The organism is Paenibacillus sp. NPDC056579, from assembly GCF_042793215.1.
Lineage (GTDB): Bacteria > Bacillota > Bacilli > Paenibacillales > NBRC-103111 > Paenibacillus_S.
The window spans coordinates 986,326-1,008,839 of sequence record NZ_JBHTVD010000001.1; the positions used below are offsets into that span (position 1 = coordinate 986,326).

At 48.4% G+C, this 22,514-nt stretch carries 21 protein-coding genes; 18 read left to right on the plus strand and 3 right to left on the minus strand.

The annotated features are described in order from the left end of the window. Both ACFQ88_RS04460 and ACFQ88_RS04465 read left to right on the plus strand, forming a co-directional pair. Positions 1–621 carry a LysE/ArgO family amino acid transporter gene (locus ACFQ88_RS04460; RefSeq protein WP_379452383.1) on the plus strand — a complete coding sequence of 207 codons (621 nt, stop codon included), beginning with the start codon at positions 1–3 and terminating at the stop codon, positions 619–621. 142 nt (positions 622–763) lie between these two features. After that, positions 764–1,291, plus strand: a complete 528-nt coding sequence (locus tag ACFQ88_RS04465) for a DUF420 domain-containing protein (protein ID WP_379452385.1) — start codon at positions 764–766, stop codon at positions 1,289–1,291. A 53-nt stretch (positions 1,292–1,344) separates the two neighbouring features. On the opposite strand, the gene ACFQ88_RS04470 is transcribed toward ACFQ88_RS04465, so the two are convergent. Together ACFQ88_RS04470 and ACFQ88_RS04475 are read right to left on the minus strand one after the other, a co-directional pair. Beyond that, on the minus strand, positions 1,345–1,536 hold the full coding sequence (locus ACFQ88_RS04470) for a hypothetical protein (RefSeq protein WP_239635221.1): 192 nt from the start codon (positions 1,534–1,536) through the stop codon (positions 1,345–1,347). Positions 1,537–1,782: 246 nt separating this feature from the next. Beyond that, on the minus strand, positions 1,783–2,085 hold the full coding sequence (locus tag ACFQ88_RS04475) for a hypothetical protein (protein ID WP_239635222.1): 303 nt from the start codon (positions 2,083–2,085) through the stop codon (positions 1,783–1,785). A 477-nt stretch (positions 2,086–2,562) separates the two neighbouring features. On the opposite strand from ACFQ88_RS04475, the gene ACFQ88_RS04480 reads away from it, so the two are divergent. Beyond that, entirely contained in the window at positions 2,563–2,799 is a 237-nt protein-coding gene (locus ACFQ88_RS04480; RefSeq protein ID WP_239635223.1) for a hypothetical protein, read from the plus strand. A gap of 99 nt (positions 2,800–2,898) precedes the next feature. On the opposite strand, the gene ACFQ88_RS04485 is transcribed toward ACFQ88_RS04480, so the two are convergent. Continuing rightward, positions 2,899–4,542, minus strand: coding sequence for an S-layer homology domain-containing protein (locus ACFQ88_RS04485; RefSeq protein ID WP_379452388.1), 1,644 nt, complete (start codon positions 4,540–4,542; stop codon positions 2,899–2,901). A gap of 194 nt (positions 4,543–4,736) precedes the next feature. Here ACFQ88_RS04485 and ACFQ88_RS04490 point away from each other — a divergent pair, with 194 nt between their 5' ends. From ACFQ88_RS04490 to ACFQ88_RS04560, 15 genes are all read left to right on the plus strand, one after another. Then, entirely contained in the window at positions 4,737–6,107 is a 1,371-nt protein-coding gene (locus ACFQ88_RS04490; protein ID WP_379452390.1) for a M23 family metallopeptidase, read from the plus strand. Positions 6,108–6,188: 81 nt separating this feature from the next. Further along, a complete protein-coding gene (locus ACFQ88_RS04495; RefSeq protein ID WP_379452392.1) occupies positions 6,189–6,770 on the plus strand; it encodes a GNAT family N-acetyltransferase in 582 nt (193 codons plus the stop codon). 243 nt (positions 6,771–7,013) lie between these two features. Continuing rightward, positions 7,014–8,357 carry an ABC transporter substrate-binding protein gene (locus ACFQ88_RS04500; protein WP_379452395.1) on the plus strand — a complete coding sequence of 448 codons (1,344 nt, stop codon included), beginning with the start codon at positions 7,014–7,016 and terminating at the stop codon, positions 8,355–8,357. A 290-nt stretch (positions 8,358–8,647) separates the two neighbouring features. Beyond that, positions 8,648–10,963 (plus strand): helix-turn-helix domain-containing protein, encoded by a 2,316-nt coding sequence (locus ACFQ88_RS04505; RefSeq protein ID WP_379452397.1) that lies wholly within the window; start codon positions 8,648–8,650, stop codon positions 10,961–10,963. 141 nt (positions 10,964–11,104) lie between these two features. Further along, on the plus strand, positions 11,105–12,058 hold the full coding sequence (locus ACFQ88_RS04510; protein WP_379452399.1) for an ABC transporter permease: 954 nt from the start codon (positions 11,105–11,107) through the stop codon (positions 12,056–12,058). A 43-nt stretch (positions 12,059–12,101) separates the two neighbouring features. Then, on the plus strand, positions 12,102–12,968 hold the full coding sequence (locus tag ACFQ88_RS04515) for a carbohydrate ABC transporter permease (RefSeq protein WP_239635230.1): 867 nt from the start codon (positions 12,102–12,104) through the stop codon (positions 12,966–12,968). 20 nt (positions 12,969–12,988) lie between these two features. Further along, positions 12,989–14,521, plus strand: coding sequence for an extracellular solute-binding protein (locus ACFQ88_RS04520; RefSeq protein ID WP_379452401.1), 1,533 nt, complete (start codon positions 12,989–12,991; stop codon positions 14,519–14,521). A gap of 93 nt (positions 14,522–14,614) precedes the next feature. Next, the gene (locus ACFQ88_RS04525) at positions 14,615–16,012 is read left to right on the plus strand and encodes a sulfatase family protein (protein ID WP_379452403.1); all 1,398 of its coding nucleotides are present in this window, start codon (positions 14,615–14,617) and stop codon (positions 16,010–16,012) included. A 350-nt stretch (positions 16,013–16,362) separates the two neighbouring features. Beyond that, the gene (locus tag ACFQ88_RS04530; protein ID WP_379452405.1) at positions 16,363–17,082 is read left to right on the plus strand and encodes a response regulator transcription factor; all 720 of its coding nucleotides are present in this window, start codon (positions 16,363–16,365) and stop codon (positions 17,080–17,082) included. Between the two features lie 2 nt (positions 17,083–17,084). After that, positions 17,085–18,122: a sensor histidine kinase gene (locus ACFQ88_RS04535; protein ID WP_379452407.1), complete on the plus strand. Its 1,038-nt coding sequence runs from the start codon at positions 17,085–17,087 to the stop codon at positions 18,120–18,122. Between the two features lie 83 nt (positions 18,123–18,205). After that, positions 18,206–19,126 carry an ABC transporter ATP-binding protein gene (locus ACFQ88_RS04540; protein WP_379452409.1) on the plus strand — a complete coding sequence of 307 codons (921 nt, stop codon included), beginning with the start codon at positions 18,206–18,208 and terminating at the stop codon, positions 19,124–19,126. Beyond that, positions 19,119–19,853 (plus strand): ABC transporter permease, encoded by a 735-nt coding sequence (locus ACFQ88_RS04545; RefSeq protein ID WP_379452411.1) that lies wholly within the window; start codon positions 19,119–19,121, stop codon positions 19,851–19,853. Before ACFQ88_RS04540 ends, ACFQ88_RS04545 begins: the two co-directional genes overlap by 8 nt. An 18-nt stretch (positions 19,854–19,871) precedes the next feature. After that, on the plus strand, positions 19,872–20,684 hold the full coding sequence (locus ACFQ88_RS04550) for an undecaprenyl-diphosphate phosphatase (protein ID WP_379452413.1): 813 nt from the start codon (positions 19,872–19,874) through the stop codon (positions 20,682–20,684). Between the two features lie 119 nt (positions 20,685–20,803). Next, positions 20,804–21,370: a hypothetical protein gene (locus ACFQ88_RS04555; protein WP_379452415.1), complete on the plus strand. Its 567-nt coding sequence runs from the start codon at positions 20,804–20,806 to the stop codon at positions 21,368–21,370. Between the two features lie 223 nt (positions 21,371–21,593). Next, on the plus strand, positions 21,594–22,463 hold the full coding sequence (locus ACFQ88_RS04560; protein ID WP_379452417.1) for a class I SAM-dependent methyltransferase: 870 nt from the start codon (positions 21,594–21,596) through the stop codon (positions 22,461–22,463). Positions 22,464–22,514: the final 51 nt, after the last annotated feature.

Sequence of the window (22,514 nt, forward strand, 5' to 3'; positions counted from 1 at the left end):
ATGACTGAAGCAATGATCCATGGTTTTTTACTTGCGCTAGGACTTATTTTGCCGCTAGGCGTACAAAATGTGTTCATTATGAATCAGGGCATGAATCATTCGGCACTTAAGAAGGCTATGCCCGCTGTAATTACAGCATCATTATGCGATACGGTGATGATTGTAGCAGCCGTGTCCGGAATATCAGTCGTGGTTTTGAAGTGGGAATGGCTAAACGGCATCCTGCTTGGATTGGGCAGCTTGTTTCTGATCTATATGGGGTGGACTTTATGGACAAGCGAAGCGGTAATGCAGAATCCTGCATCGGAACAAAAATTCGACTGGCGGCGGCAAGTCGTCTTTGCAGCTTCCGTATCGTTATTGAATCCTCATGCTATTTTGGACACCATAGGGGTTATTGGGACGACTTCGATCGGCTATACAGGCGTGGAGAAGACAGCATTTACATCAGCGGTTATCGTTGTATCCTGGATATGGTTCACAGGCTTGGCCATTGCCGGTCATCGAATGGGGAATGTAAATTGGGCTAAAGGATTTAGGATGGGATTGTCTAAATGCTCGGCTCTTCTAATTTGGTCAACCGCGGTTTACATGGTATGGAAGCTTATCGGTTCCGCCTGAATATTCATAATTCGGTCAAGAAGCCTTGTCTAATGTTGCACAATGTGCCGGTTCATATTGACCTTGTACCAAGTTTTGCGTAAGATCAGGTTGCAGCAGACCGACAGTCCATGCAAATTAAGATAAAGGAGCATCGCTTCCGATGAAAACATCTACCTTCAACTATGTTCCATGGGTCGTAGGACTTTCCATTGCAATTAATGTCCTTGTGTTACTGCTTTTATTTTTGCCGAATATTGATCCGGTTGCGGGCTTTGATCTGAAAGTATTGCCTCTATTTAACGCCATCATGAATTCATTTACCTTTGTGTTTTTGCTGGGGGCGCTATTTCTCATTTTGAAGAAAAATGTATTGTGGCATCGAAGATTTATTTATGCAGCATTTACAACCACGGCGTTGTTTCTGGTCTCTTACCTTGCTTACCATGCCATGGCACCTTCGACATCTTATGGGGGAGATGGGCCTCTAAGATATGTATATTATTTTGTGCTGCTAACCCATATCGTACTGGCCGCTGTCATTGTACCGCTATCTTTGTTAACGTTCGCACGGGGGATTACGAATAAACTGGACAAGCACCGCCGAATTGCCCGTTGGACTATGCCGCTGTGGCTTTATGTCAGCTTCACAGGAGTACTCGTTTATTTAATGATTAAACCTTATTATTGATATAGGGGAAGTTAGAGGGGTCACGACATTACGCCGCCGACATTGGGTTTGTATCATCTTGTAATACCGTGTGGATTGGCAGGCACCTTGCCGTTCAAAAATTCGAATTCATACTCGTACGAATCCGTCGGAATAGGATTGACCAAAACAAACCTCGAACGAAGTTCATTGATCCCGACAAGAAATAAAGAGACCAAGCAAACGATAGCGATGATTCTTTGGATAGGCTTTGGGTGGATTCTCATGGCAATTCCTCCTGTAACCCTAGATGACTTTATTGTAAATGTAAAGTGTAATAGGAGTATTAGGCGTACATTTAATTAATGTTAACGTCGCAGGTAAGAGAGATTCAGTTAACGAAATAAGTTCCCCCCTAAAAACATTAGGAGAAGAACTTATTCCGTTCTTGATAAATAATTATTAGAACATGCTGCCTATGAAATGTGGTAACAGTAATTAGTATGTAAGTGAATGAGGCAAACTATACCCTGTTATTTGGTCACATAATAAGCTCCGGGAGGCAGTGCCGTTCCTTTATTCACAACGACCAGACCGACTCCGCCTGGAATGTAAGCCACTCTTGAGTCGGGATTCGTCACATAGTAGCCCGGTACGACGACTCCGTTTACATTCGTTTGACCGACGCTGCCGGAGATTACGGCAGGTGTAGTTTTTGACGGTTCCGACGTTGCCTTAGCCCCGGAGTCGGTCGCAGCGGCTGCACCGGCAGCGGCAGGCAGCATGAAGACAGCGCACATTGCCATAATCCCTAATTGCATGTTCAACTTGTTCATCAATCATCTCTCCTTATACCTGGTCTTATCATGACTGCTCTTGTTGTTATGGGAATTATTACCCAAATCATTCTATTTGAAGCACATGTTGATAGAGAATTTGTGAAAACTAATTCTCCAATGTAAGCGTATTCTGGATTGTAAAGTTTTATACAAAATGTTTGCCGAATACATAAAAGCCCAACCTGTTCAGGCCGGACTTTCTCGCAAAATAGTTAATAGAAGATATGCAATTATGCTTTCTTTAAGCTTAAGCTCCAGTCGAACCATTATATCGTTCTCGGTAGATGAACAGCAGGTTCATATTGAATTCGTCACACCGGCTTCAAGAAAGGCCGGATGGCTAAACATCATCTGAGCGGAATGATTTTTTATAACATTAATAATTAATAACATTAATATAAGTTGCTGGGTAATTGATCAAGATGACGGGTAAAGTAATTGGAGAATCTTGTGCACACTTGGAGGGATGAGGGAATGGACGCCAAAAAAGTGGAAGAACAGCTCGCCCAAACGCTGACGGAAGGCGAAATGGAACAGCAGGACACGACGGAAGCGGCACGAAAACGACTGCCTATAAAAACGGAAATCCGCATACAAGCGCAAGTCGAGCCTGTGGTCGAAGAGACGAAGCTGTACCGGCAAATGGCGGAAGAGATCGATAACCGCTATGACCGGATACTCGGTAGAAATTCCGACGACAATAAAAAGTAACGCTGCTGCCTGGACGCCGACGTGATCGGTGAAGAGCAGTAAAAAAAGCCCTGGCATAGGTGACTATACCAGGGCTCTTTATGCTGAATTTCCGGAAAACTATTCCTGCGTTACTTGAACACCCGCAGCAACACGGGTACCGTTCGTAGTTACAACCGTCAAAGTGAACTGGGTTACGTTACCTTTAATAAATACGTAGCCTGCATTGTCAATCATTACCGAACCGGTATCCCCCTTGGAAGGATCGCCTACGACATCCTCAGCCATGAACTGGATTCCCAATGCAAAGTTGTAATCCTGAATTTCTTCACGCTCATATTCATTGCCGTAATTATCGGTAACCAGCATATCCATTTCTTCATAGGCGTTGAATACTCCGCCATATACACCGCTTGTTACTGTGGATACCGTTGCTTTAATAGTGGTATCTCTTGCCTCGACTTTCTGAGTAGAGATCGTTTCGTCCTTAACGGTTACCGGAACGGAAAGCTGCTTCTTCTCGCCGGAAATCGTCTTATAAAGAATGTTGATTGTTGCTGTACCCGCTTTGTTGCCTAGAATATACCCTTTATGGTCAGCAGATACGGCAGCTTTGACAATCGTTGGATTCGAAGAGGTAACGGACTCGATAAGACCGGGAGCCGCCACTTCATCACCGGATGTCGTTGTAACGGTGATTTCGATTTCTTTGGCAAACATGCTCTGAGTAGGGTCCTCGGCTTCGGCTCTCGTAGCGTAGCCGGATTCACCGGTTGCGGATTCCGTCAAACCGCTATCGATAACGTTACTGAGCGTGTAAGATTCAGGAACCCAGTATTTGTAATCTCCTGTGGAGCTAGAAACGCTGCCGACGGTTAATGTTGCGGATGCAGTGCCGATCGTCGAGCTGTCAATACCGCCTAAAGTAACGACATAGCTTCCTGATGTCAGCTTGTTGTCTGTTGACAGAGTCAAAGTAGCTGTTTTCTTATCCACTTCCCAATTTGTCGTAACAGGGAGCAGAGTACCGTCTTTACTTACCGTAAACGAAGCTTTGGCTGTATCTACTATCTTGTCGAGTGCTACGACGATAGTCACATCACCTTGAGCTCGTACCGAGGCTACCGACACTTTATTTTCATTTGCCGGCTGCTCCGTTGTTGGCGACGCCGGCAAAGAGCCGTATGCACCTACAACTAGATCCGCGCGGGTAGCTGCGGCATCGCCATTTTTATTGGAAGGATGAATGCCAAGCTCGGTCGCTTGCTTCACCGCATTCGCATACCAAGGAGTTGCGGATGTATCTACCTTTTTACCGAGGCCTTTCAGCAGCACTGTATCCAATTGACCGACTGTAACATTATCGCCAGGAGCGAAAGTGGTTTCCGTCATGCCGTCGATCAGACCGGCTTTTTTGGCTGCCTCGATATAAGGAATCGCCCAGCCGTTGGCAGGATCGTTCGCTTGAACGTCTGTGAAGCTGGAGGTTTGAAGCGATGTGTCCACTTTCAGGCCGAACACAAGAGAAGCTACTTTGGCGAATTGTGCGCGGGTCATATTTTGCGAAATGCCGAATGTATCGCTGGATACGCCTTCAAAAATACCTTTCGACAGAAGCGTGTCAATCTTGGTTTTTAAACCGGATTCGATTCCGGCGAGATCTGTATAATCTGCTGACGTTTTGGCTGTGTCCGCCATTGCAACCGATGCGAACATAGAAAATGCCATTGCTGTAGTTGCAACCAGCGTAATGCTTTTTTTCATCGTAATGGTTCTCCTCTTCTATTAATCTACTAAAGTCAATCATACTACGAGTTTAACCGAAATGCCAACATACGAATAGTGGCAGGTTTAGTTATAACAAAGAAATCATTGTAATCCTCTTAAAAAGATGTGAGAATGGGAGGGAACCCTAATATTTACAGTAAGATCGGGATTATCCGGAGGATGAAATAAAGATGACGCGAGTAAAACAACGTAAATCCAAGAAAACCGCACTGCTGCTATTCGGACTCGTTGCAGGGATGGCCGCAGGCGGCGCACTGTATGCGATGCCCGGTTTTCAGCATATGATTCCCGAAGGCTGGAAGCAGGAGGCCAAGACGGCAGAGCCGCCGGCTCCGAAGTATAGAGAAGCTGTTGAATTTCGCATGACGGACTTCGATCATGGCTGGATCCGGTATGCGGACGGCATCATGGCGACATCGGACGGAGGCTCTTCATGGGTGAAGGCGGATAATGTCCCGGTTGAAGTCGCAACGGGATCTCAGCCGGAAGATCAATGGATGATTTTACAAGAGTCCAAGCCCGTCACAACGATCAAGTATCTTGAGAAAGAATATTCGCTTAAGCAAATGCAAATGATGACGGACCGAGTAGGCTGGGCGCTCGTTCAGGATCAAGGCGCTATAGGAGAGAAGCTGTTCGTCACAACCGATGGGGGCGCTAGCTGGCAGTCCGAGGTTACAAGCGGTGTAAAGGATGCGATCCAAGAGGAAAAGCGGCTGCTGCAAAGGATGCAGACCGAATCGCAGTGGTATGCTTCCAAAGAACAGGCGGAACAGGCATTCCGCTCCGAATGGCTGCTGATCCCTGGAACGGTTAGTCAGGGGGATGTCGCGCTGATTCGCCATAATAAGCCGGGAACGATGGATTGGCAGGGGAAAACCTATACGTTACAGCCGTTCGGCGCAGGTTACTTTACCTATTTGCCAATCAGTACCGAAGTGAAGCCGGGCGATTACCCGATCGGCGATCAAATCTTGAAGGTGACGGCTCAAAACTTCCCTAAGCAGTATCTTCAAGTGACGGAAGAGATGAACAGCATGCGCCAGGACACGAAGCGAATCCAAGCGGACCAGGTAAAAATCGATGCCGCGCGAAGCATTTCCGCTCCGGAGTTTCTGTTCACATCGGAATTCATCAAACCGATTGAAGGAATTTTGACGACGCCTTACGGGCATATGCGGTATGTCAACGGTAAGCTGAGCGGATCCCATCTGGCACTAGACCTCGCGGCTAAGCAAGGTACGCCAATTAAAGCGACGAACGATGGTGTGGTCGCCCTGGCGGACAGCTTGTACTTAACCGGCAATTCGATCTACATCGATCACGGAATCGGGCTGTTCTCTCAATATGCCCACCTGTCGGAGCTGAAGGTTAAGACCGGCGATAAAGTTAAGAAAGGCGACATCATCGGCTTGGTAGGCTCCACGGGCTTCTCTACCGGCCCGCATTTGCACTTTACCTTCTGGGCGAACAATGTGCCGGTGAATCCGAATTTGTATTTTAATACGACACCGTTTCATTGGTTAGGCAAGCCGCAATAAGCTGCTGCAATAAGGTATTGCGAATTCGCCCATATTATGGTAGCGTAATTGGAAATATCTTCAACTGGGGTGGTGGAAACCGTGAAGAATCCGATTTTATTGTCGTTTCCCGAAAGCTTCGAAACCGACCGATTGTTAATCCGCGCTCCGCTGTGGGGAGACGGGGAAGCAGTGAACGAAGCGGTAAAGGAAAGCATTGAGGAGCTGCGTCATTGGATGCCGTGGGCGCAGCAGATTCCGAGCCTCGAAGAGTCAGAGCTTAACATTCGCCAGGCGCGGCTGAAATTTTTGGACCGAACCGACCTGCGCCTCATGTTAATGAATAAGGTTACAGGGGAGCTTGTCGGGTGCAGCGGTCTGCACCGGATCGATTGGGAAGCCGGGCGCTTCGAGATCGGTTACTGGGTGCGTACATCCTGTGCAGGACAAGGCTACATTACCGAGGCGGTCAATGGAATTACGGAATTCGCCATTCGGCACTTGAATGCCAACCGGATCGAAATCCGCTGCGATTCCCTGAATTCCCGAAGCAGTAAGGTGGCTGAGAGAGCCGGCTTCACGCTCGAAGCGATATTGCGGAGTGAGGCCCGCGATGTTAAGGGGGCTTTACGAGATACGATGATTTATGCCAAGGTACGTGGAGAAGAATTCCCAAATAGCTAGCTCCGAACAGGAGCCAGCTGTTTTTTTGTTGATATGATTGATAGCGGTTTCATTTTAGTAATAATTTGTTGACAAACGTATGATTCCTGATATATTGATCTTAATAAAGAATGTTTCTGGAAAGATTAAATATAGAGATCTGAAGAAGCATGCGATTATCATAAGAAATGCATTTGCAAGCGATTGCAATATCTTGAATGCGCTTCCAGTTTGGATTCATTTACTACTTAAGGGGGTTTTTTCTTGAACAAAGTCATTTCCACAGCCATTTCATGCACGCTGCTTATTCCGCTGCTTGCAGCCTGCAGCTCTTCGTCAACCACCTCGACCGACAAAGCTCCTGCAGAAGCCGCCGCCGATTTGAACAAGGTCGATAACGAACCGGTAACGCTCACCTTCAAGTCGGATTTTCCTGACGATATGGATGTATTCAATCAATATTACGGCGATCGCATCAAGCAGAAATTTCCGAACGTGACCATCAATTTCATTCCGCGTACGACGGGCCAGACTTTACAGGACCTGCTTAATGCCGGTACTTATCCTGACATCATGTACGGCAAGACCAACGGGGTAGACGGGTTTATCATCGAAACGGGTCTCGCCTACGATATGTCCGAGCTTGTGAAGAAATATAATTATGATTTGTCCCGCTTCAAACCGCAGCTTATCGACGCTATCCGCAACACGAATCCGGACGGACAATTGTTCGGTCTTCCAATGCCGGATTTCGACCCGCAGGTGCTTTACTATAACAAATCGATTTTCGACCGGTTCGGTGTCCCTTATCCGAAGGATGGAATGACTTGGGACGAAGTGTACGACCTGGCTCAGAAGCTGACGAGAGTGGATGGCGGCAAAGTATATCGCGGCTTCAGCATGCAGCAAGGGGTCATCATGAGAGATAATCAGCTTGGCATTCCGTATCTGGATCCGAAGGCTGACAAAATGTACAATGACGAAGCTTGGAAGAAGCAGTTTGAGAACCTTGCGCGCTTTTATCAAATTACGAACAATAACCGAGATACGAAGAACAGGTCGGCCGGCGTCGAATCGGATGCTTTTATTAAAGGCGATGTAGCGATGCAGGTTAACCAGCTTACCAAGTTCCGTACGTTCCCGGAAGGCTTGGAGTGGGATATGGTCACCATCCCGACGTTCAAAGAAAAGCCTAACACCATGAATCAGTCGTCCTCCGCATATTGGTTCATTACGAATACGAATAAGAATAAGGACATCTCCTTCAAAATTATTGCCTACTTGCTCTCCGATGAAGTACAAACGGATTATGCCACGAATTTGGCAGGCCTGCCATCGATCAAAGCGATGGACAAAGCGGTCAAAACGTTCGGCCAGAACGTTCCGGCTCTAAAAGGAAAGCATGTCGAAGCAGCCTATAAATATGATTTGGCACCGGCCCCTCCTCAAAGGGACAAAGGACTTGTCAAGGCGGATCCGAACAAAGTCGCCTCCGCTATCAATAATGCTTTCCTCAAAGTCGTTATCGATGGAGTGGACATTAATACCGCATTGAGGCAAGCCGGCGAGGATATAACCAAAGCGATTGACGAGAAACGGACCAAATAGGCTTCAAGCAACAGCTTCTTATGCAAGTTCAACAGTATTATAATACACGAGAATGAAGAGTCCCGGATGATTCCGGGGCTTTTTTTGTGTTTCTGGAATGTTTAACCGCAGCGCGCATGCGTGATGACCTTTTCTTTTTGAATTTATTAAAACGAAAGCCTTCCACAAGTTCGACCGGATTTCCTCCTTACATCTTGCGTAAAATCGTAATACACTTAGATCATGGATAAGAAAATCATGGGATCTTATAAAACGGTTGCAATCAACGTTTGTTTAGGGGGAATCTGAATATGAAGCGATCCGTGTTTATCCGGCTGCTGTTTCACTTAACCGTCGCGATGATCGTCATTACATTGCTGGTCGGCACACTTGTATATCGCTATACGAACTCCATGCTCAAGGAGGAAGTGCTCGGAAGCAATACGGAGCTGCTGGACCAATCGAGAAAAATTGTCGAACAAGCATTCGGCGAAGTACAGCAGATGGCCAGCTCACTGGCATTGAATACCGATGTCCAAAAATCCGTATGGCTGCCGTGGAATCTGGAGGAGGAATACCGTTTCTTGAAAAATACGGGAGACTTGTTTTCTACGCGAATCAACTCTTCCAATTACATCGACTCCATTTATTTGTATAGTGCGGTTAATAAAAAGCTCATATCCAGCTCGGGGATCACCGATATCGCCGATTTCCTTTATGCCGATCATCTGAGCAAATTTCTGGAGGGGCGTACGACTTCCGCTTGGGAGGCTGCCAATGCCGCTTCGGCGGAGCGCTCCGATACCGTCATCTCGTTTTATTTCAGCGTGCCGATTCAAAGTGTGAAGAAGCAAGGCGCACTTCAGATCAATTTGAAGGAGGACGTACTGTATAACGCTGTGGTGAACACGAATAAGCGTAAGCTAGGCAATGTGGCGATTTTGAACCCGGAGGGGCAGGTGCTGTCTTACAAAGACAAATCGATGCTTTTGACCCGCTTCAACCAGACCGACATGGAGCGGATTCAGCGTGAAAAGGTAGGGTACTTCGTGGAGGAGATCCATGGCGAACCTACCCTAGTTTCCTTTATGACCTCATCGTTTAACGGGTGGATCTACCTGACCCTCAATCCTTACGACGAAGTATTCAAGAGATCCAAGGACGTCATTCATCTTACGATATTTATATCGCTGTTCGTGCTGGTGCTAGGCGTACTGATGATGGTAGTTGTATCGCGCAATTACTATAAGCCGGTTAAAAAAATGGTGATGGCCCTTGCTTCGAACAGGGAGAATCCTCTGCAGGACATGCAAGGGAAAGATGAATTCGGTTTTATTGGCGAATCGATCAACCGGCTGTTCCATGAGAACGAAGAGTTCAAAGCTAAATTCCGCAGTCAGGAATTGATATTGCAGGACCACGTGCTGGTCAATCTGTTGTCCGGTAAAACCACCGATGAGAAGGACATGCTGCGGCAGCTGGAATATTACGGTTTGGATTTGAATCCGGAGCATTTCATGGTGCTGGTGCTGCGAGTCCATCTGGAGGCTGCTTCGATAACGGAGAGCGGGGAGCAGGAGCGCAACCTGATCTATTTTCAAATCAGGTCGATATGCGAGCAAGCTATGGCCGGCTTTGGAAAAGGCGTCTATGTCAGCCAATTCCACAGGCACGATGTCATCATCATGAACACCGGAAACGAGCCGGATCATTCGCACGCATTCGAGAAAGCAAAGGAGCTAGCCCTCCGCATGATTTCTGCCGTGAGTGAACAAATGGATGATGTCGTAATGACCGTGGGCATAGGCGGCAAGTATAAAAAGCTTACCGAAATCGCTTTGTCCTATAACGAAGCAGCGGAAGCATTGTTGTATGAGCAAGTAGCAGGGCAAGGAAGCATTCTGTCGCTTCATGATTTGGAATTGAACCGTTCGAACAGGAACCGGTTTATCGCATACCGCCAACAGGTGGAGAAGCTGATAGCGGAGCTCAAGACAGGCAATCTGGACAAGGCGCTTGCTCAGAAGGACGAAATGATCACGCAATTGAACAACGACTCACAGTTCGGCTTCTCCTACAAGCATATGATTTTGACGCATTTATTGAACGGATTGGTTGCCGTCCGGGTGGAGCTTGTACAAAGAGGCGGGGGACCGGATGACGAAGAACGGCATTGGTACGCCGATTTTGCCAAATTGCAAAGTCCTGAGGACGTGCAGCATTGGTTTGGAGAGCTGATCAGGAATACCGCGTCGGAGCTTCAGGATAAGAGGGAGAACAAAAATGCCGAAGTCATTGAAAAGCTCACAGCGTACATCCGCGCCCATTTCCGGGAGCCTCTTAGCCTGCAGATGCTCGCTGATCTCGTTTTTATGAATAGCAATTATTTGTCCAAAGTGTTTAAGGAGGTAACCGGCAAAACCTTCATCGATTATTTGACGGAGATCCGGTTCGAGGAAGCATGCCGACTGCTGGACAATACGGATAAAAATATTAATGAAATCGCCGAGCTCACCGGCTTCGGTCAAAAGCAAAACGTTATTCGAACCTTCAAGAAGATGACCGGTTTGACGCCTACGGAATATCGAAACCGCAGCTCTCTGGATCGTTTGAGAATCGAAAACTGAGAAATTGAACCCTTTCCGATGAATTGATACCTGTGAATCTTATCAAAAGAAACCGTTTACAAATAATCAATCTTGAGCCGGATTGCCTGAGCCCCTATGCTGAAGATGTTTTCAAAAACAAACTATAAAGAAGGGGGAATCATGATGGCAATTCCGGCGACTACAGTCCAGTCGAAGGCGTTGGTCAGAAAACAGACATTATGGAAGCGCATTCTTTCATTCCGCTATTTGTATTTGATGCTTTTGCCTGCGATCGTTTATTACGGGATCTTCCATTATTATCCGATGTACGGAGCATTGATTGCGTTCAAACAATTCAGCATTACGAAGGGGATTGTTGGCAGTCCATGGGTCGGATTTCAACATTTCGAGTATCTGTTCAAGCTCGATAAATTTTGGCAGGTGTTTTGGAACACGATTGTGATCAGCTTGTACCGGTTGCTGTTCGGGTTTCCGCTGCCGCTGATTATGGCTGTGCTGTTGAACGAGGTCAGGAAGCTGCTGTTAAAGCAAGTCGTCCAAACGATCGTTTATTTGCCTCACTTTATATCGTGGGTTATTATGGGAGGCTTGCTGATCAACCTGTTATCCACGGATAACGGCGTCGTCAATAACATCCTCCGTTCGTTGGGGGGAGATCCGGTCGGATTTTTAACGGATGAATCCCATTTCCGCAGCACGCTCGTATGGTCGATGATCTGGAAGGAGTTCGGCTGGAACACGATCATTTATATGGCGGCGCTGGCAGGAGTGAATCCGCAGATGTATGAGGCTGCCTTGATGGACGGAGCGAACCGTTGGCGCCGAATATGGCACATTACTCTGCCATCCATCCGCGGCACGATAGTCATCCTGCTTATTCTTCGCATCGGCAGCCTGATGGAAGCGGGGTTCGAGCAAATCTTCGTGCTGTATCACCCCGGCGTTTATAATGTAGCGGATATCATCGACACGTACGTCTACCGGATCGGGTTGACGGAAGGACGTTTCAGCCTCGCGGCTGCAGTCGGATTGTTCAAGTCGGCCATTAATTTCGTCCTGCTTGTTATTGCGAATCGACTGTCAAGAATGATGGGCGAGCAGGGAATTTATTAGAACGATAAGGAACTACAGACGAGTAGCCGTCAGGAGGATTCATATGACACATACCGGTTTTGCGAGCAAGCTGTTTGACGGGTTCAATCTTGTGCTATTGACGCTGATTGCGTTATTGACGCTATACCCGTTCTGGGATTCACTGATCATCTCGATCACGCCGTTGAACGAAAGCTTGGCCCAAAGTGTTCACTTATTCCCTCGAACTCTAACATTAGAGTCCTACGAGTACTTATTGAAGCTGGATCAGCTTTGGACATCTTACAAGGTCAGTTTCCTGGTTACGGTTCTCGGTACGGTAATCAGCATGATCGCCACGACGCTCGCCGCCTACGCTTTATCCAAGAAAGAACTGCCCGGGGGAAGAGTCCTTATGTTCGCCATCGTCTTCACGATGATGTTCAGCGGAGGGATTATCCCGAACTATCTTGTCGTGAAGCAGCTGGGGATGATGAACTCGGTCTGGGCGATGATGATTCCAGCTATGATTCAAACGTACAATCTCATCATCATGCGCAGTTTTTTCACGTCCATTCCGGAGAGTCTGGAGGAGTCGGCCAAAATTGACGGCAGCAACGATTTCGGCATATTGCTGCGCATTGTCATCCCTTTGTCGATGCCCGCGATTGCCACCATCTCGTTATTTTACGCGGTATCCAAATGGAACGAGTTTTTTACGGCCGTCATGTACATTACCGACAAGGATATTTGGCCGCTACAGCTGTTCCTCCGGTCGATGCTGATCGATAATGAGGCGGCTTTTCAGTCAGGGGGGGACAGTCCGTTTCTACTGGGACAATCTATCAAAATGGCGACAATTATGATATCAACGATTCCGGTGATGATCATTTATCCATTTTTTCAACGGTATTTCGTACAAGGCGTTACTTTGGGCGCTGTGAAGGAATAAGCTTAGAGGGGGACATGTAAATGAGACGATCGAAACAAGGCGCGTTGGCTGCTCTAGCTGTTGTGTTGACCCTATCTTCAACTGCTTGCAGCAGTGGAGCGGATAATGCGAGCAAGAAGGAAGGGGGGAGTGACGGCGATAAACCGACCAAGATTGTGTTCCTGACGCCAGGGGATAACGCGGCCATGGGAATCAAACCGGGAGATCGTATCGTCGCGGAAATCAACAAAAGATTGAACATTGATCTCGAAGTCAAATTCGTTCCTGAAAACGGTTACGAGAAAATCAACGTAGCCATGGCTACCGGCGACCTGCCGGATATCGTTACCATCAACTACCCGTCGCCATCACTGAATCAATGGATTGACGAAGGTCTGCTGCTTCCAATCAACGACTATTTGCCTCTGATGCCTACGGTGAAAGAGAAAATCGAGAAAAATCTCCAATGGACCGCGGTGAACGGGAAATATTACGGCTATCCGTTCATTGAGGAGCGGGCGAATACGACGATTGCCTTTCGCGCGGACTGGTTGGATGCTCTCGGCTTAAAGCCGCCGCAAACCTTGGATGAGTTTCACCAAGCGCTAAAAGATGTGACGACCAAAGACCCGGATAAAAACGGGAAAAACGACACCTACGGTTTAACCGCGCAAAAGAGCACAGGCTTTAACGGATCGTTTAATTTTGTGTTCTATGCGTACGGGATGCCGCACGGGGATTGGGTTCTGGATAGCGCAGGCAAGGTAGTGCCGATCTTCGAGCATCCTGCGTTCAAGCAGGGCGTGCAGTATTTGCGCAAGCTGTGGGATGAGAAGCTGATCGATCCGGAGTTTTTATTGAACGATACGCAGCAGCGCGAGCAAAAGTTTTACCAAGGCAAGGTTGGTTTCATGTCTGCGCCGTTATTCCGTCATGTGAATCGTCTCGAAACGAGCTTGCAAAAAATTAACCCTAACGGAAAACTCGGCTATTCTGCGCCGCCTGCAGGCCCTGATGGCAAAAGAGGCATGAACAGTAATCCGAAAAACGGCTTATTCACCGGAATTACAAAGCAAGCAAAGAATCCGGAAAAGGCGGCGAAGCTCATTGAGTTTATGCTGTCCAAGGAAGGTCGCAGCTTGTTGGAGCTAGGTATGGAGGGCGTTCATTATACCAAGCAGGGCGACAAAATCGTCTACAACGAAGAAGAGCGGGCAAAAGACGGCTTTGCCGCCAATGGTTGGGCTCATCCGCTGGCATGGGGCAGTCTCGTCTGGCCGTTGACGGAAAATTACTTGCCTCAGACGGAGCCGCAAGCCGACCGGGCGAAGGAATCCGTAGACATTGCGACCAAAAACATGGTGCCTAATCTGATCCATTCAACGACGGTTGAGGAGATTGAGATGGGCGGCGTGCTGGGAGAGCTGATGAATCAATATTATATTGAAATGATTACGGGGAAAAGAGATATCGACACCGGGTTAACCGATCTGTCCAAAAAATGGCGCGATCAAGGCGGGAACAAGGTGCTTGATGCCGTTAATAAAGCGTATCAGGCGCAAGGCAAAAAGTAGCAGTCCGTGGACAAAGCGCGAGAGCATTAGGTCGCGAGATCGTTGAGTCCAATCTATTTTGAAGGAGAGCTTAAGAAAGGAGCGGTTCACCTTATGGAACAACGGAATACCGATAAACCGAACATCGTGTTTATTTTAACCGACGATCAAGGGCCGTGGGCTCTGGGGTGCACAGGAAATACCGAGATTCACACTCCGCATTTGGATCGGCTTGCTTCAGAGGGAGTACGGTTCACGAATTTCTTCTGCACCTCGCCGGTCTGCTCGCCTGCACGAGCTTCACTGTTAACCGGACGCATCCCATCGCAGCACGGCATTCACGACTGGATACGCCAAGGAAATGTTGGTGAGCGGTCGATCCAATATTTGCAAGGGCAGACAGCTTACACGGAACTGCTGGCTGACAACGGCTATCAATGCGGCTTGAGCGGCAAATGGCATCTCGGTGACAGCTTGCAGCCGCAGAAGGGCTTTACGCATTGGTACGTCCATCAGACCGGAGGAAGCGCTTATTATGACGCACCTATGATTCGGGACGGCGTACTGATTCAAGAGCCGGGCTACTTGACCGATGTCATTACAGAGGATGCGCTGCAGTTTCTGGATCGGCACGACGGGGAGGAGCCGTTTTACTTAAGCGTTCATTACACAGCGCCTCACAGCCCGTGGATCGATAATCATCCGCAGGAATTTGTGGATCTGTACCGAGACTGCGCATTCGAGTCGTGCCCGCAGGAAGAGAAGCATCCGTGGTCGATCCGTACGGCACCCTGGTCGGATGACCAAAGGGCCAATTTAATGGGATACTTCGCAGCGGTTACGGCGATGGATCGGAACGTTGGACGCATCATCGATAAGCTGGAGCAGATGGGGATTCGGGAGCAGACGCTCGTCTGTTTCCTGAGCGATAACGGATTTAACTGCGGGCATCATGGGATCTGGGGCAAAGGCAACGGAACGTTCCCGCAAAATATGTTTGATACGTCGGTCAAGGTACCCGCTATCTTTAGTCAGCCGGGACGCCTTCCGCAAGGGCATGTATGCGAAGGGCTGGTCAGCGGTTATGACTTCATGCCGACGCTGCTGGAGTATGTTGATATTGGTCATCCTGACTCTGACTCGCTGCCGGGACGCAGCTTCATGCCGCTCCTGCTTGGGGAAGAGGATATGGGTCGCGACGATGTCGTCATCTACGACGAATATGGACCAGTGCGCATGATTCGAACCCGGGAATGGAAGTATATACACCGGTATCCGTATGGACCGCATGAGATGTATGATCTGGTCCATGATCCGGAGGAGCGTAATAACGTAGTCGATCAACCGGATCTCCAGGAGCATCGCGCCGCTATGAAGTCGAAGCTGGATCATTGGTTCGTTCAGTATGTGAACCCGGCATACGACGGGATTCGGGAAGCGGTTACCGGCTTCGGGCAGTTAGAGCTGGCCGGGCCGGCAGGTCAAGGGAGAAAGACGTACGAGGACGGTTGAGTCGTTTCATGGTTATGAATACCGATAAACCGACAAGTTTTAAAGAAGCAGCACGAAGCACAGAGTAGAACAAGAGAGAGAATGGGTGTGGGGTGGAGGAGCGGGAGCGTCCGCCTTTGAAGCTCGTGTTCCTACCGCGGCAAGCCTACCATTCAAAGGAACACGACTTCAACAGCGGCCGGAATCCCACACCCAATTCCATCCCCATGTACAAACGTATATTGCACACCAAGGACGCCGCAAGGCGTTTTTCTCATTTGACAACAGAGCAGCGCACCATTTTGCATTTAGTACGGAATGCGTTACACTAGAATCTATTGATTGGAAGTAGCTAGAAATAGGAGAGAACTATGGATTCGATTCGTGTATTGATAGCCGACGATGATAAGGAAATACGACAGCTGTTGAAAGCGTATCTGGAAAAGGAGTGCTACAAGGTCGATACAGCCTCTGACGGTGAGGAAGCGCTCCGAATGTTTGCCGAGCGCACTTATAACCTGGTCATATTGGATCTGATGATGCCTAAAGTGGACGGGATGGAAGTATGCCGGAGTCTTCGCACCCGGACGAACATTCCCATTGTCATGCTGACCGCCAAAGATCAGGAGATCGACAAAATTGTAGGCCTTAGCATCGGTGCGGACGATTATATTACGAAGCCGTTCAGCATTCATGAGGTCATTGCGAGAATCAAGGCGCATTTGCGGCGGTTTCTCGTACTAGGCAGCGGCACTAATAGTAATGGGAATCAGCAGACCCAGGGGGCGCAGCGGATCCAATTTAACACCCTGACGATAGACTTGAAGAAGTATGTTGTAACCAAAGGCAGGGAAGAGCTGGCGTTAACAGCCAAGGAATTTGAGCTGCTGAAATTTATGGCGTCGCATCCGGAGCAAGTATTTACGAAGACGCAGCTGTTTCGCAACGTGTGGGACAGCGATTACCTGGAAGACGACAATACCGTGATGGTTCATATACGTAAATTAAGATTGAAAATCGAAGATGACCCATCCGATCCCAAATATATCCAAACCGTATGGGGAATCGGATATAAATTTGTAGGTGACTAATGATGATGCGTGACAAATGGTTATCGGTTCTAGTTGTTCAACTGCTCGCGTTAGGCGTGCTGTTCTTCCTGGTATGGCCTTCCAGCCCCTTCGATATGATTCGTGGGGGTCTGTTTGCCGTGCTTTTAATAACTACGATCACTTTCATTATGCTCAGGATCAGAACGTTAAGGAAAACGCAGCAGCGTGTATACGAATTGAAGCGGGCAATTGAAGGGAATTTGAACACCCGGCTGCTGGCGAACGATGACCCTGAGCTGGATGCGTTCATATTCGCGATCAATGAGCTGATCGAGCAGCTGGATAGGCTGCAGGTAAGGACATTGCAATCCGAGGCCGCCAGAAAGCAGCTGTTATCCAACATTTCCCACGACATCCGCACGCCTCTGACCTCCATTATTGGATATATCGATGCATTGCGGGACGATATCGGGGTAACCGAAGAAGAGAAGCAGCAGTATTTGGATATTTTAGGTAAAAAAGCAAGCGCCTTGAAGCATTTGATCGACGATCTGTTTCATTTGGCCAAGCTGGACGCCGACGAGATCGTGATGAAGCCGGAGACGCTGGATTTGGCCGAAATGACACGGGAGACCGTAATCGAATTTTTGCCTGAGCTGAAGCTGCATTCCATGGAGTTGAAAGCAGCGATCCCGGAAGCCGTGTGCCGGATACAGGGAGATCGGATCAGCCTGCAGCGAATCATGCGCAATGTTATCAAGAATGCGATTCAGTACGGGAAGGAAGGGAAGGTGCTCGGCATCGAGCTGACCGAAACCGATACGTCGTATGAGTGGATCGTTTGGGATAAAGGACCGGGGATTGCGGCGGGTGATCTTCCGAAAATTTTCGAAAGAATGTACCGTGCAGACCGTTCAAGAAGCCCGCGGTATGGCGGAAGCGGTTTAGGTCTTGCCATTGCAAAGGCGCTGGTAGAGAAGCACGGCGGAACACTATGGGCGGAAAGTATCCCTGGCGAACGGACAACATTCGCTTGTACGATTCCCAAACGCTACACCCACGGATTAAGAAATAATTAAGAACTCGTTAAGAGCCATTTAAAATCGCCTGTTTATGATGAGCCTATGAACGAAAATCACACATTATAAGCAGGGAGGTTCCAATGAGCACGATCATCAAGACGATGCAATTGACCAAGCAATACGGAAGGCAAAAAGCGGTCGATCGATTGGATATGAATGTGCAGCAAGGGCAAATTTACGGCTTTCTTGGCCAGAACGGTGCCGGGAAAACGACGACGATCCGTATGCTGCTAGGCCTTATTAAACCGACTGAAGGGCGCATCGAGATATTCGGCGAGTCGCTGTTCGAGAGGCAGAAGGAAATTTTAAGAAGAGTCGGCGCGATAGTAGAATTTTCCGGGTTCTATGAGAATTTGACGGCGCGGGAAAATTTACTGATTAACGCAAAGCTCATGGGTGTTCATAAAAAGAGCGCTATTCAGGACGCGCTGGAAATCGTAGGACTGCACCGGGAAGAGACGAAGCGGGTAGGCAACTTTTCTCTGGGTATGAAGCAGCGCTTGGGTATTGCTCGTGCGATTCTTCATCATCCGGAGCTGCTCATACTGGACGAGCCGACGAATGGACTTGATCCTATGGGCATCAAGGAAATCCGCAAGCTGATCAAATCTTTGGCTGTAGAACGAAGCATGACCATCTTGATTTCCAGCCATATTTTGTACGAGGTGGAGCAGCTGGCGGATCAAATCGGAATCATTCACGAGGGCAGGCTGCTTGAGGAAATATCGTTCGAGGAGCTTCGAGCGAGAAACCGCATTTACCTCGAGTTTCAGGTTTCGAACGAGAATAAAGCCGTCGTGCTGCTGGAACGGCATTTCAGCATAACCGATTATGAGGTACTGGACGAAGGCAATATACGCGTGTACTCGCACATCGGTGAACAGGCGAAGCTGAACCGGCTGTTCGTTGAGCATGACATCGAAGTGTATAAAATCAAAACGAGCGAGGAACGGCTGGAGGATTATTTTATCAAAATCATAGGGGGTGGGGCAATTGGTTAATTTGCTCTATACGGAGCTGCTGAAGCTAAAACGGGCCCATATGCTCTGGGTGAGCATCATCGGCGCGGCAGCGGCCCCCGTCATGATGTTCATCGGCTTCATGAATTCACGAAGCGCTCATCCCGACGAGCCGGTCACGTTCGAGGTTTCCTTTTACAACACGAATTTATATGTGCTTCTGCTTATCGGAACGTTGTTATACGGAGTCATCACCTCGTATTTATTCCATCGCGAATATGCGGAGGATACGTTAAAAAATTTGCTGATCATTCCGGTATCCAAGCTCAGTCTGATTGTTAGCAAATGTTTGATGCTGTTTCTCTGGATCATGCTGTTAACGGCGGTTGCTTGGGGACTGACCTTCGTACTTGGGCTAATCGGCCGGTTTGACGGATTGACCGCAGCGGTCATCCTCGTATCGTTGAAGCAATTTTTCCTCGGAGGATGTCTGCTGTTTCTCTTATCCACTCCGACGATATTCGTTACCCTATTATTTAAAAACTATGTGCCTACGATCATTTTCACTGCGGTCATAACGATGGCGAATGTGGCTCTGGCGTCACACGAATACCGTGTTTTGTTCCCTTGGTCGGCGGTTCACGCGATTGCGGTGCAAGGATATATCCCCGAGTACCCAGCTCTCTACTCCTATATAGCCGTATCGGTAGCTTCATTGGCAGGGTTTGCGGCAACGGTTATTTATTTCGAGAAATCGGATATTCATTGAGAGCGGGGGAATATACAATTGAATATTTGGGATTGGTTGGCTGCACTCGTATTAGGGTTTGTTGAAGGGATGACCGAGTTTGCTCCGGTGTCTTCCACCGGCCATATGATCATTGTGGATGATGTTCTGTTCAAAACGAAAGAACGATTTTCCCAGGAAGCGGCAAATACGTTTAAAGTCGTCATTCAATTAGGCTCCATAATGGCCGTTGTTGTTCTAATGAGGGAGCGATTTGTCCAGCTGCTTCGGATGTCGCGATCCGATGGTTCGCGCCTGCATCTCGTGAAGCTTGCCGTGGGGTTAATTCCATTTGGCGTTCTGGGGTTATTGTTTCATGACGATATAGACGAGTATTTGTTCTCAACGACAACGGTCATCATTGGATTGGTTGCCGGTGCCTTACTGATGATCGTGGCGGATCGAGTATCGAGAAGACGTACGAGCACCGAGTCGGTTGACCGGATTACGTATAAGCAGGCGCTTGTAATGGGATTGTTTCAATGCTTGGCACTGTGGCCTGGGTTTTCCCGTTCCGGTTCCACCATATCCGGAGGGGTCATGTTGGGGATGAGCCATCGCGCGGCTGCCGATTTCACGTTCATTATGGCGGTTCCGATCATGGCCGGAGCCAGCTTCATATCGCTATGGAAGCATTGGGACTCGATAACGGCTGACGTCGTTCCTTTTTTTGCTATTGGCTTTATCAGCGCTTTTGCGTTCGCTTTGCTGTCGATCCGTTTCTTTCTTAAGCTGATTAACCGCATTAAGCTGGTACCCTTTGCTATTTATCGACTCCTGCTGGCGGCGGTGATATATGTTGTCTTCCTCTAGACGTCCAGTAGCCGGCCCGTCTTAAGTCGGGTTTGCAAACCCGTCGCGGGTGCGTTTCTGTCAAGTGGCCATTTCTTTATTCTAAATGTAACAAAACGTTTGGGATGGGGAAGGGAACCATGAAAGAAACACACAGCATTTATGTGCTGCTTACCGATACAGGAACGCTATTTACGAGATTAATCCGATGCTTTACCGGAGTGGAGATGAATCACGCGTCTATCGCCATGGATCGGGAGCTGAAGGAAGTGTACAGCTTCGGCCGCAAGCAGCAAAATAACCCGTGGATCGGAGGTTTCGTAAGGGAAGATATGACTAGCCGCATGTTTGGTCAAGCTACCTGTGCCGTGTACCGTTGTACGGTGAGCAAAGCAGTCTATGAACGAATTCGAAGCCGGATACGTGAAATTGAGCGGAACGAGCATCGGTACAAATATAATTTCCTCGGGTTGTTCGGGGTGCTGCTCAATATGCGGATTCATCGCGAAAATGCGTATTTTTGCTCCCAGTTCGTCGCGTCGGTACTGGATGAGAGCGGCGTAGACATCAGCACCAAGCCCGCTTGTCTGGTAACGCCGGCCGACATTGAACGGGCGCAGCCCCTTCGGGAGGTGTACCGCGGCTGCTTGCAGAAATATTTGCATAAAAGCTCGAAGCACCTGTCTGGACAAACATTGCCGGCTTAACAAATGGAGGCGGGAGGTATCCGTCGCGCCCGCAAAAAAGGCACAAAAAAACAGCACATCCGCTGTGCTGTACCTGTAAAAGACATATTTAAAGCAGGGGGCTGTATCTCAAGCCCTTATAATAGTAGTATAAATGAAAGAAAAGGATAAGTCTATATCTTTCTGGAAAAATAGGATAATGTTGTTGTACCCGGCCGGGAAATATTCGAAGGAGCGTGCAGCAATGGAGGCTATTTCATGGGATGACAAGATCGACTACCTGCGAAACACAAGATGGACGTTATATAACGACGACTATATTGAATTTCTAGTGAAAAACGTCTGGAAAATTACCGAGCCGATCCGCCTCATCGACTTCGGATGCGGATACGGTTTCATGGGGTTGAAGCTTTTGCCGATGCTGCCCCTTGGGTCTGCCTATACCGGAGTTGATGCGGGGGAAGCGCTGCTTGCCCATGCCAAAGAGCTTTTTGCCCAACTGCCGTATGAGAGCGAATTTATCCGTGCGGATATTCAAACGGTTTCTCTGGAGCGCAAGTATGATATGGCTATCAGCCATGCATTTCTGATGCATATGCCCAATCCGAAGGAGATTTTGCACAAGATGATCGATTGTGTCGAGGATCAGGGTAGAATCGCCTGCTTCGAGGCGCACTGGATCGCGAATATGGCCAGCTACTATTTCGAAGGGCTTGACCAGTCCGATCTCGTCCGGTTAGGGCTCATTCAGCGACTCTATGAAGCGGATACCAAGCGGGAAGGTAAAGACGGGAATATTGGCATTAAGCTGCCCGTCTACATGAGCGAGCTGGGAGTGAAGCAGGTTCAGTGCAGAGTGAGTGATCGTGTGAACTTTCTCGATTTGAATACAAGTCAAGAGAGCAGGAACAAGCTTGCGAATTCCATGAGGCCATCACCCTGCGGTGAGAAGGAAGAGTTTGTCCACAATCTGATGATGCGCGGGATGACCGCTCAGGAAGCATCACAGCAATACGAGTGTGAGAGACGATTTGAGGCGGCGCTCCACCCGGATGCTTATTTTGCGGAAGCCTCCAGTATGAAGATTTCTTTTGGCCTTATCGACAGGACGTAATTATCCTTCCTTACAAGTACGAAGTAAAATCCGGATAATCGGTGGATACTT

What these genes read in the sequence shown, in the direction of transcription:
- ACFQ88_RS04460 (WP_379452383.1), top strand. Translation starts at nt 1, where the DNA reads ATGACTGAAGCAATGATCCATGGTTTTTTACTTGCGCTAGGACTTATT.
- ACFQ88_RS04540 (WP_379452409.1), top strand. Translation starts at nt 18,206, where the DNA reads ATGAGCACGATCATCAAGACGATGCAATTGACCAAGCAATACGGAAGG.
- ACFQ88_RS04480 (WP_239635223.1), top strand. Translation starts at nt 2,563, where the DNA reads ATGGACGCCAAAAAAGTGGAAGAACAGCTCGCCCAAACGCTGACGGAA.
- ACFQ88_RS04530 (WP_379452405.1), top strand. Translation starts at nt 16,363, where the DNA reads ATGGATTCGATTCGTGTATTGATAGCCGACGATGATAAGGAAATACGA.
- ACFQ88_RS04490 (WP_379452390.1), top strand. Translation starts at nt 4,737, where the DNA reads ATGACGCGAGTAAAACAACGTAAATCCAAGAAAACCGCACTGCTGCTA.
- ACFQ88_RS04485 (WP_379452388.1), bottom strand. Translation starts at nt 4,542, where the DNA reads ATGAAAAAAAGCATTACGCTGGTTGCAACTACAGCAATGGCATTTTCT.
- ACFQ88_RS04560 (WP_379452417.1), top strand. Translation starts at nt 21,594, where the DNA reads ATGGAGGCTATTTCATGGGATGACAAGATCGACTACCTGCGAAACACA.
- ACFQ88_RS04505 (WP_379452397.1), top strand. Translation starts at nt 8,648, where the DNA reads ATGAAGCGATCCGTGTTTATCCGGCTGCTGTTTCACTTAACCGTCGCG.
- ACFQ88_RS04475 (WP_239635222.1), bottom strand. Translation starts at nt 2,085, where the DNA reads ATGAACAAGTTGAACATGCAATTAGGGATTATGGCAATGTGCGCTGTC.
- ACFQ88_RS04510 (WP_379452399.1), top strand. Translation starts at nt 11,105, where the DNA reads ATGATGGCAATTCCGGCGACTACAGTCCAGTCGAAGGCGTTGGTCAGA.
- ACFQ88_RS04515 (WP_239635230.1), top strand. Translation starts at nt 12,102, where the DNA reads ATGACACATACCGGTTTTGCGAGCAAGCTGTTTGACGGGTTCAATCTT.
- ACFQ88_RS04555 (WP_379452415.1), top strand. Translation starts at nt 20,804, where the DNA reads ATGAAAGAAACACACAGCATTTATGTGCTGCTTACCGATACAGGAACG.
- ACFQ88_RS04525 (WP_379452403.1), top strand. Translation starts at nt 14,615, where the DNA reads ATGGAACAACGGAATACCGATAAACCGAACATCGTGTTTATTTTAACC.
- ACFQ88_RS04470 (WP_239635221.1), bottom strand. Translation starts at nt 1,536, where the DNA reads ATGAGAATCCACCCAAAGCCTATCCAAAGAATCATCGCTATCGTTTGC.
- ACFQ88_RS04520 (WP_379452401.1), top strand. Translation starts at nt 12,989, where the DNA reads ATGAGACGATCGAAACAAGGCGCGTTGGCTGCTCTAGCTGTTGTGTTG.
- ACFQ88_RS04465 (WP_379452385.1), top strand. Translation starts at nt 764, where the DNA reads ATGAAAACATCTACCTTCAACTATGTTCCATGGGTCGTAGGACTTTCC.
- ACFQ88_RS04535 (WP_379452407.1), top strand. Translation starts at nt 17,085, where the DNA reads ATGATGCGTGACAAATGGTTATCGGTTCTAGTTGTTCAACTGCTCGCG.